We start from the raw sequence: 8,133 nt of genomic DNA, 5'->3' as shown, positions 1-8,133 counted from the left end.
GCGTGATCAATGAGAAGTGCCTGCGTGAGCCCTTGGTGTTGCACTCTGATAACGGAGCGCCAATGAAATCGGTGACGCTGTTAAGCAAAATGTATGAGCTGGGCATCACGCCTTCTCGCGGTCGTCCCCGCGTGAGCAATGACAACCCGTACTCGGAATCACTGTTTAGGACACTGAAGTACTGCCCGCAATGGCCCTTGGAAGGCTTCGCCAGCTTGGACGCTGCACGGACTTGGGTGAGGGATTTTATGCGGTGGTACAACAGCGAACACCGGCACAGCCGGATCCGCTTCGTCACCCCATCAGAGCGCCATGGAGGGAAAGATCATCAGATCCTGGCACTGCGCCATGAGCTGTATGAGCGGGAGCGCCGGAAAAGACCTGAACGGTGGTCAGGGCAAACACGTAACTGGGAACCGGTAGGAACGGTGTTGCTGAATCCGGATCGGGAACAGCAGACCGAACAAAAAGCGGCATAGCAGAACGGTTGACGCGACAACTACCTTGAAAAACGCCGGTAACCAAAGGGCTCTTGCCCCACCACTCTGCACCTCGCCTAGGCTCGGTGTGCCCGTAATCCGCCAGCGTGGTTTAACGGGGCGCCTGAGATCAAGATCAAGAGCGGCTCGCTTCGCATCGTGGTTACCGTTGAGCGCTACAGAGTTGTGTAGATACCTATGCCCCGATGGCGTCAGCAACCATAAGCGGATTTCCGCTTACCAGCCGAAAACCATCGGCAATTTTCCGCTCAAAAAAATCCTGCAACCCTTCTATTCCGGGCCTTCATCTACCTGGCACAGCTCCTGCTATAGCCCGAACCAGGCAGTGCTCAAGCACGCTCCATAAAAACAACTAGATGAAGGATCCTTCAATGGATAACTCCAATACCTTGCCTCTGGGGTCGGCGGCTGCGCCGGCGAAAGAACGCACCACTTCCAGCCGAATCAAATCGATCTTCAGCGGGTCGGTGGGCAACATGGTCGAGTGGTACGACTGGTACGTCTACGCCGCCTTCTCGCTGTACTTCGCCAAGACCTTCTTCCCCAAGGGCGACACCACCGCCCAATTGCTCAACACCGCCGCGATCTTCGCCGTGGGCTTCCTGATGCGCCCCATCGGTGGCTGGCTGATGGGCCTGTATGCCGACAAAGTCGGACGTAAAAAAGCCCTGATGGCCTCGGTCTACCTGATGTGCTTCGGCTCCCTGCTGATTGCCCTGAGCCCAAGCTATGAAGTCATTGGTATCGGCGCGCCGATCCTGCTGGTGTTTGCCCGTTTGCTGCAGGGCCTGTCGGTCGGTGGCGAATACGGCACCTCTGCCACTTACCTCAGCGAAATGGCGACCAAGGAACGCCGTGGCTTCTACTCCAGCTTCCAGTACGTGACCCTGATCTCCGGCCAGCTCATCGCGCTGGCGGTGCTGATCGTGCTGCAACAACTGCTGACCACCGAGCAGCTGTATGCCTGGGGCTGGCGTATCCCGTTCGCCATCGGCGCCTTGTGTGCAGTGGTCGCGCTGTACCTGCGTCGTGGCATGGAAGAAACCGAGTCGTTCACCAAGAAGGAAAAAGCCAAGGAAAGCGCCATGCGCACCTTGATGCGCCACCCCAAGGAACTGATGACCGTGGTCGGCCTGACCATGGGCGGCACCCTGGCGTTCTACACCTACACCACCTACATGCAGAAATACCTGGTGAACACGGTCGGCATGAGCATTTCCGACTCCACCACCATCTCGGCGGCCACGCTGTTCCTGTTCATGTGCCTGCAACCCCTGGTCGGCGGGCTGTCGGACAAGATTGGCCGGCGGCCGATCCTGATCGCCTTCGGTATCCTCGGCACCCTGTTCACCGTGCCGATCCTCACCACCCTGCACACCATCCAGTCCTGGTGGGGTGCGTTCTTCCTGATCATGGCGGCGCTGATCATCGTCAGCGGCTACACATCGATCAACGCCGTGGTGAAAGCCGAACTGTTCCCCACCGAAATCCGCGCCCTGGGCGTGGGCCTGCCGTATGCCCTGACCGTGTCGATCTTCGGCGGTACCGCTGAATACATCGCCCTGTGGTTCAAGAGCATCGGCATGGAAACCGGCTACTACTGGTACGTGACCGCGTGTATCGCGGTGTCGCTGATGGTGTACGTGACCATGAAGGACACGCGCAAGCATTCGCGGATTACCACGGACTAAAAGATGTGGGGGCGGGCTTACTCGCGAATGCAGGGTGTCAGTCACGGAGTATGGCGACTGATGCACCGCATTCGCGAGCAAGCTTCCTACATTTAGAGTCAGGACAACTCTGCCACCTCGCTCCGCCCATAACGCCGCTGCACATACGAGGCGCCCACGATCATCACCAACAGCACCACCGCCAACACGGCAGATGAACCGATGGTGCCAAAGTCCAGCCCGCCCTTTTCATAGGGTTTGGTCAGGAAATCACCCAAGGTTGCACCAAACGGCCGGGTCAGTACAAACGCCACCCAGAACAACAGTACCGACGAGATCCGGGTGAAGTATTTGAGTGCGACCACCACCGCAATGGTGGAGCCAATCAACAATGCCCCGCCCGCAAAGCCCAACCCCGAATCGTCCGCCAGGAAATCGCCCAATGCCGTGCCGAGGGTGTTAGAAAACAAGATCGCTACCCAATAGAACAACTCGCCCCGGAAGGTCTGCACCTTGTTGACGTTCAAGGAATCGCCGCTCAGGTGCCACAGTGCAAAGACGAGCATCAGGATTACGATGAGGATCATTGACCCCTCGGCATAGCCCAGGCCCAGGGTGCGGTCCATAAAGTCCGACATCGTGGTGCCGGCCGTACTGGTGGACAAAATCACGATCCAGTACAGCACCGGGTTGTAGGTTTTGGCCCGCAGTTGCGCCACCAACGTGACGAGGAACACGCTGATCAGCATCATTGAGCTGATGGCGTAACCGACATTGAGAGTCATCGACAGCAAGTCCCCGGCGGTTTCGCCCAGGGTGGTTGCGCAGATTTTCATGACCCAGAACGCCAGGGTGATCTGAGGAAGTTTATTCATGGGGTAGAAGGCTCCGAAGCTCAATCTTTCAATGGCCGACTTATGGGGGTGTCAACCTGGGCGCAGACTGAACGGGGAGCTGTGAAAAATAGGTGCCGTGTGTATGAAAATTCCATAGGTTCGATGGAAATTCGTCGCCACGGATTGCACTATGACGGCCTCCCAAACCGCGTAGCAGGAACCCGGCCATGTCCGACGATATCCACTTTTACGAACCCGCCAACGGCCACGGCCTGCCCCATGACCCGTTCAATGCGATTGTCGGCCCGCGGCCGATTGGCTGGATTTCGTCACACGACCGTGAAGGTCGCCTGAACCTGGCGCCCTACAGTTTCTTTAATGCGTTCAACTACATTCCGCCGATCATTGGCTTTTCCAGTGTCGGGCGCAAAGACAGCCTGAACAACATCGAACAGACTGGCGAGTTTGTGTGGAACCTGGCCACCCGCCCGCTGGCCGAGCAGATGAACCAGAGCTGCGCGGCGGTCTCGCCTGAGGTGAACGAATTCGAGTTATCCGGCCTGACACCGGTGGCCTCGAAAATCGTCGGCGTGCCACGGGTGGGCGAGAGTCCGGTGTCGTTTGAATGCAAGGTGACACAGATCATCCAGCTGCAACGTGCTGACAAAGAGCTGGTACCGAGCTGGCTGGTGCTGGGCGAAGTGGTGGCGGTGCACATTGCCAAGTGGTTGCTCAAGAATGGGATCTACGACACCGCTGCCGCCGAGCCAATCCTGCGTGGCGGGGGACCCGCTGATTACTTCCAGCTGGGCCCTGAGGCCCTGTTCAAAATGTACCGCCCAGGCGCCACAAAACCCTGATTGAAATGCAATAAAAATGTGGGAGGTAGCGTTCGTTAGTTGGAAGCCGTTACCCAAGTCAGTTGACCTCCCACGTCCACATCGAGCAGGCGCTCAAGTTGCAGCGTCGCCGCATCATCTGCATCGGACGCCGTCTTGAACGTCTGCCCATCGAGGATCTTGTGGAACTGCGGGGCGCCCATGCCATCCAGTGCCTTGACGGCGACGGCGGCGCTGTAGCCATCTTCTCCCGGTACTACGGCGGAAACGGCTTCGTGGTGGGCAAATTGTCTACGTGCCATGTTGCAAGTCCTGGCCAATGGAAAGTCGGCCATTGTAACCCTCAACCGGCCAGTTGCAGGTACTCGCCGTAGGCATGGGCGGCAGATGCATCGGTGAAGGTCTGGAAGTCCATGCTGCGGATCACCATGTCGTTCAACAACTCGGTGAGGATCATCAGGGCCGGCGAGTTGAAGTAGGCGCTCATGGCCTGCTCGCTGCTCCAGAACCCCGAGACCAGCCAGACATCGGGGTCGACCTGGGAATGCTGCAACGAGAATTGCAGGCAACCCTCGGCCTGTCGTCCTGGTTCGATCAAACTGCTCAAGCGTGCACCGAGTTCGGTGCTGCACCCGCTACGGGCGCGGATAAAGGCCATATGGCTCGCGGGAATGGGGGTGGACATGTTCGACTCTCCCGTTGAGAAGTGATGCTCGGCAAGCACTGTGGAGGCGTGTTGCCACAGGATCAAAGATAACGGCGCGGGTGTGGCCGCGGTTAGTCGATTCCTGCCGGCTTATTGCACAATCCTGCGAAAAGCGTAGATAGGACGTTTGCCCCCAGGATTTATTCCACGCACCTGCCCAGTGTTTCAGGGAGATGACAGGCCTGGCGCTTGCCTGATTCACGACAGATCGCAGGATCAGGCAAGGATCAGGCAGAATCGACGTAACACTATTTGAAAAGCCGCCGCTAAGCTGAGCCCATCAAAGTAGCGTGTAGAGGACGCCCCATGCCGTCGCCCGACCCGAAGTCCACTCCCCTCGATGCCGAGATGGAAAAGCAACGCGCCGAGTTGGCCAGTATCGTGCACCGCCATACTTGGGAAGACGGCTCCTACGGCACCGCGATTACCTCGCTGTACCTGAACCGCCACAACACACCGCGGGATTTCATGCCGGTGCTGGTGGAACCTGCGCTGTGCATCCTGGCCAGCGGCAGCAAGGAAGTGCGCCTGGCCGACGAAATTTTCGCCTACGACCCGCTCAACTACTTGGTGTTCTCGGTGGCGATGCCGGTGGCCGGGCGGATTATCGATGCCACCGCCGAGAACCCCAACCTGTCGGTGCGTATCAACATCGACCCGACGCAACTGACGGCCCTGATCGCAGAGGCCGGGCCCATGGGCGTTCCCTCGCGCCCGTCGACCCGCGGAATGTACGTCGACCGCATCGACCACCAATTGCTCGACGCCGTGCTGCGCCTGACCCGGCTGCTGGACACGCCCAAAGACATCGCCATGCTTGCGCCGTTGATCAATCGGGAAATCCTCTACCGTTTGCTGCGTGGCCCGCAGGGTTATCGCCTGTATGAAATCGCCGTGGCCAATAGTCAGAGCCATCGGGTCAGCCAGGCGATCAAATGGCTGAACGGCAACTATGAACAACCGCTGCGCATCGACGACCTGGCCAAGGAAGTGAACCTGAGCGTCTCGACCTTGCACCATCGCTTCAAGGCGATCACCGCCATGAGCCCGCTGCAATACCAGAAACAACTGCGTTTGCAGGAGGCGCGGCGGCTGATGATTGCCGAAGGGTTGGAAGCCTCAGCGGCGGGCTATCGGGTGGGGTATGAAAGCCCATCGCAATTCAGCCGGGAATACAGCCGGTTGTTTGGTGCGCCGCCGCTGCGCGACCTGGCCCGGCTGCGTCAAAGCATCTGATGTACGCAGAGTAAAATGTGGGAGCTGGCTTGCCTGCGATGGCAGTGTGTCAGTCACTGATGAGTCAACTGAGCCACCGCTATCGCAGGCAAGCCAGCTCCCACAGTTGATCGAAGGGGTTTATTAATCCAAGGTTCGGGGGAGCTGCAGGGTGACGCGCAGGCCGCCTTCACGCAGGTTCTGCAAACTCACCTCCCCCCCATGGCTGTGGGCAATATTGCGCGCAATCCCCAATCCCAATCCGTAACCCTGCTGCTGGCCGGCCAGGCGGAAGTGCGGTTCAAACACCTGCTCCAGTCGCTGCTGCGGCACACCAGGTCCCTCGTCATCCACATGCAGGATGAACTGCACGCCATCGTCCTCGATATGCAAATGTGCGTTCTGCCCATACTTCAACGCGTTGTCGATCAGGTTGCCGATGCAACGCTTGAGCGCCAGCGGCTTGCCCGGGTAGGTCGCAAGGGCTGCGCCATCCAGGGACACGCGACCGTTGCCGTTGGGTGCCAGGTACGGCTCCACCAGGCATTCGAGTACGTGGTTGAGGTCTACCGGCTGGATGTTTTCGTGAATGTCGGTGTCTTTCACGCATTGCAGCGCGCCTTTGACCAGCAACTCCAATTCATCCAGGTCGCGGCCGAACTTGGCTTGCAGGTTCTCATCTTCGAGCAATTCCACACGCAAGCGCAGGCGGGTAATCGGTGTGCGCAAATCGTGGGAAATCGCGCTGAACAACTGGCTGCGTTCGGTCAGGTAACGGCTGATGCGTTCGCGCATCGCATTAAAGGCACGGCCCACCTCCACCACTTCACTGCCGCCGCCTTCGGCCACAGGTTCCACATCGGCGCCCAGGGACATATCCCGCGCCGCCCGCGCCAGTCGCTTGAGCGGCCGGCTTTGCCAGTGCACCAGCAGGCCGATGAACAGCAGCAACAGACCACTGGTCAACACGATAAACCATACCTGCTGGGACGGCAGGCCCTGCTCCTCGAGGCTGGTATAGGGCTCGGGCAACAGCGAGGCGATGTACAGCCATTCTCCGGGGGCAAGCTGGATCTGGGTGACCAGTACCGGCGGGTTTACCGGTTCCAGGGTCAAGGCGTAATGGGCCCAGGAGCGCGGCAGCTCGTCGAGCTTCAAGCCGGCATTGAAGATACGCAGGTCTTCGGCGCTGACGAACTCCACCGAGATAAGCACGTTGGCGCCCAGGGTCTGGCGCAACACGTCATCGACCGCTTCCAGCACCGCCTGCTTGCGCGGGGTTTGCGGCAGCAAGGCCATATCCAGCGGGCGATCATTGAGGGTTACGACAAAACGCGTGCCGCCCATGCTGCGCAACTGGTCGAGCACCAAGGGCCGATAGGCCACCGGCAGCGAACGGAAATAACTCACGCTGGCGGTCATTGAATGCGCCAGGCTACGGGCGCTGGTAACCAGGCCCTCAAGTTGGGTGGCGCGTAACTGCGAGACCCAGATCACGCTGGACAATGCCTGGGCGAACAGCACCACCAGCAAGGTCAGCAGCAGCATGCGCCCCAGTAGGGAGCGCGGTACCGGAAAGCGGCGGCGGCGTTCGGCCGGGTGTTCAGTGGGCATTGCCGGCAACCACGCTGGCTGCCAGCTGGTAACCGCTGCCGCGCACAGTGCGGATCAGCCGCGGGGGTTTTTCGGTATCACGCAGGCGCTGGCGCAGGCGGCTGACAGCCATGTCGACGATACGGTCCAGGGGCATCAGGTCACGACCACGAGTGGCGTTGCCGATGGTGTCGCGGTCGAGGATCTGTTGCGGGTGGTCGAGAAACAATTTGAGCAAGGCAAAGTCGGCACCGGAGAGGATCACCTCTTCACCGTCAACGTGGAACAGCCGATGGCTGATCATATCCAGGCGCCATTCGTCGAACACCAGCACGTCGCTACTGCTGCCGCGTTCCTGGCCAAACTGGCAACGACGCAGCAGCGCCTTGATGCGCGCCTGCAATTCGCGGGGGCTGAATGGCTTGCCGATATAGTCATCGGCGCCCAGCTCCAGGCCGATCACCCGGTCGGCTTCGTCGGAACTGGCGGTGAGCATGATGATTGGCACCTGCGCCTGGCGAGGGTGCTGGCGGATCCAGCGACAAAGGCTGAAACCGTCTTCGTCCGGCAGCATTACATCGAGGATGACCAGGTCGCATGGCGCCTCGTTCATCGCTTGGCGGAACCCCGCGCCATCCGGCACGCCACGCACCTGGAAGCCGGCGCGACTGAGGTAGGTTTGCAGCAATTCGCGGATTTCCTGGTCGTCGTCGACGAGGAGAATGGATTTACTGATTACGCTCACGGGGTCCTCCTTGTTGTTATGGGGCCATC

Annotated in this window: 9 protein-coding genes; 4 read left to right on the top strand and 5 right to left on the bottom strand. The window is 59.6% G+C overall.

From position 1 onward, the window contains the following. The coding region (locus TU73_RS17405; RefSeq protein WP_156421191.1) for an integrase core domain-containing protein at positions 1-479 on the top strand (479 nt) is incomplete at its 5' end. 392 nt (positions 480-871) lie between these two features. Further along, positions 872-2,191, top strand: a complete 1,320-nt coding sequence (locus TU73_RS17400) for an MFS transporter (RefSeq protein WP_057013247.1) — start codon at positions 872-874, stop codon at positions 2,189-2,191. A 98-nt stretch (positions 2,192-2,289) separates the two neighbouring features. Here TU73_RS17400 and TU73_RS17395 read toward each other — a convergent pair whose 3' ends face one another. Beyond that, positions 2,290-3,045: a COG4705 family protein gene (locus tag TU73_RS17395; protein ID WP_057013246.1), complete on the bottom strand. Its 756-nt coding sequence runs from the start codon at positions 3,043-3,045 to the stop codon at positions 2,290-2,292. Positions 3,046-3,233: 188 nt separating this feature from the next. Between TU73_RS17395 and TU73_RS17390 the strand changes: the two genes are divergently transcribed. Continuing rightward, positions 3,234-3,866, top strand: coding sequence for a flavin reductase family protein (locus TU73_RS17390; protein WP_057013245.1), 633 nt, complete (start codon positions 3,234-3,236; stop codon positions 3,864-3,866). Positions 3,867-3,901: 35 nt separating this feature from the next. Here the strand turns inward: TU73_RS17390 and TU73_RS17385 are convergent, their stop codons facing one another. Beyond that, positions 3,902-4,147 (bottom strand): hypothetical protein, encoded by a 246-nt coding sequence (locus TU73_RS17385; RefSeq protein ID WP_057013252.1) that lies wholly within the window; start codon positions 4,145-4,147, stop codon positions 3,902-3,904. A gap of 41 nt (positions 4,148-4,188) precedes the next feature. After that, positions 4,189-4,530, bottom strand: a complete 342-nt coding sequence (locus TU73_RS17380) for an antibiotic biosynthesis monooxygenase family protein (protein ID WP_043050050.1) — start codon at positions 4,528-4,530, stop codon at positions 4,189-4,191. Between the two features lie 327 nt (positions 4,531-4,857). On the opposite strand from TU73_RS17380, the gene TU73_RS17375 reads away from it, so the two are divergent. Then, positions 4,858-5,787 carry an AraC family transcriptional regulator gene (locus TU73_RS17375; protein ID WP_057013244.1) on the top strand — a complete coding sequence of 310 codons (930 nt, stop codon included), beginning with the start codon at positions 4,858-4,860 and terminating at the stop codon, positions 5,785-5,787. A 123-nt stretch (positions 5,788-5,910) separates the two neighbouring features. Here TU73_RS17375 and TU73_RS17370 read toward each other — a convergent pair whose 3' ends face one another. Continuing rightward, positions 5,911-7,380, bottom strand: a complete 1,470-nt coding sequence (locus TU73_RS17370; protein ID WP_057013243.1) for an ATP-binding protein — start codon at positions 7,378-7,380, stop codon at positions 5,911-5,913. After that, positions 7,370-8,104 (bottom strand): response regulator, encoded by a 735-nt coding sequence (locus tag TU73_RS17365; protein WP_046069370.1) that lies wholly within the window; start codon positions 8,102-8,104, stop codon positions 7,370-7,372. Before TU73_RS17365 ends, TU73_RS17370 begins: the two co-directional genes overlap by 11 nt. Between the last annotated feature and the right edge of the window lie 29 nt (positions 8,105-8,133).

This window comes from Pseudomonas libanensis (genome assembly GCF_001439685.1).
Classification (GTDB): Bacteria; Pseudomonadota; Gammaproteobacteria; order Pseudomonadales; family Pseudomonadaceae; genus Aquipseudomonas; species Aquipseudomonas libanensis.
Note: the sequence above shows the minus strand (reverse complement) of the source record. Positions and strands in the feature narration are given on the sequence as shown.

Bases quoted from the DNA above. Each gene is read 5' to 3' on its own strand.
- TU73_RS17400 (WP_057013247.1), top strand. From the start codon at position 872: ATGGATAACTCCAATACCTTGCCTCTGGGGTCGGCGGCTGCGCCGGCG.
- TU73_RS17380 (WP_043050050.1), bottom strand. From the start codon at position 4,530: ATGTCCACCCCCATTCCCGCGAGCCATATGGCCTTTATCCGCGCCCGT.
- TU73_RS17395 (WP_057013246.1), bottom strand. From the start codon at position 3,045: ATGAATAAACTTCCTCAGATCACCCTGGCGTTCTGGGTCATGAAAATC.
- TU73_RS17375 (WP_057013244.1), top strand. From the start codon at position 4,858: ATGCCGTCGCCCGACCCGAAGTCCACTCCCCTCGATGCCGAGATGGAA.
- TU73_RS17370 (WP_057013243.1), bottom strand. From the start codon at position 7,380: ATGCCCACTGAACACCCGGCCGAACGCCGCCGCCGCTTTCCGGTACCG.
- TU73_RS17390 (WP_057013245.1), top strand. From the start codon at position 3,234: ATGTCCGACGATATCCACTTTTACGAACCCGCCAACGGCCACGGCCTG.
- TU73_RS17385 (WP_057013252.1), bottom strand. From the start codon at position 4,147: ATGGCACGTAGACAATTTGCCCACCACGAAGCCGTTTCCGCCGTAGTA.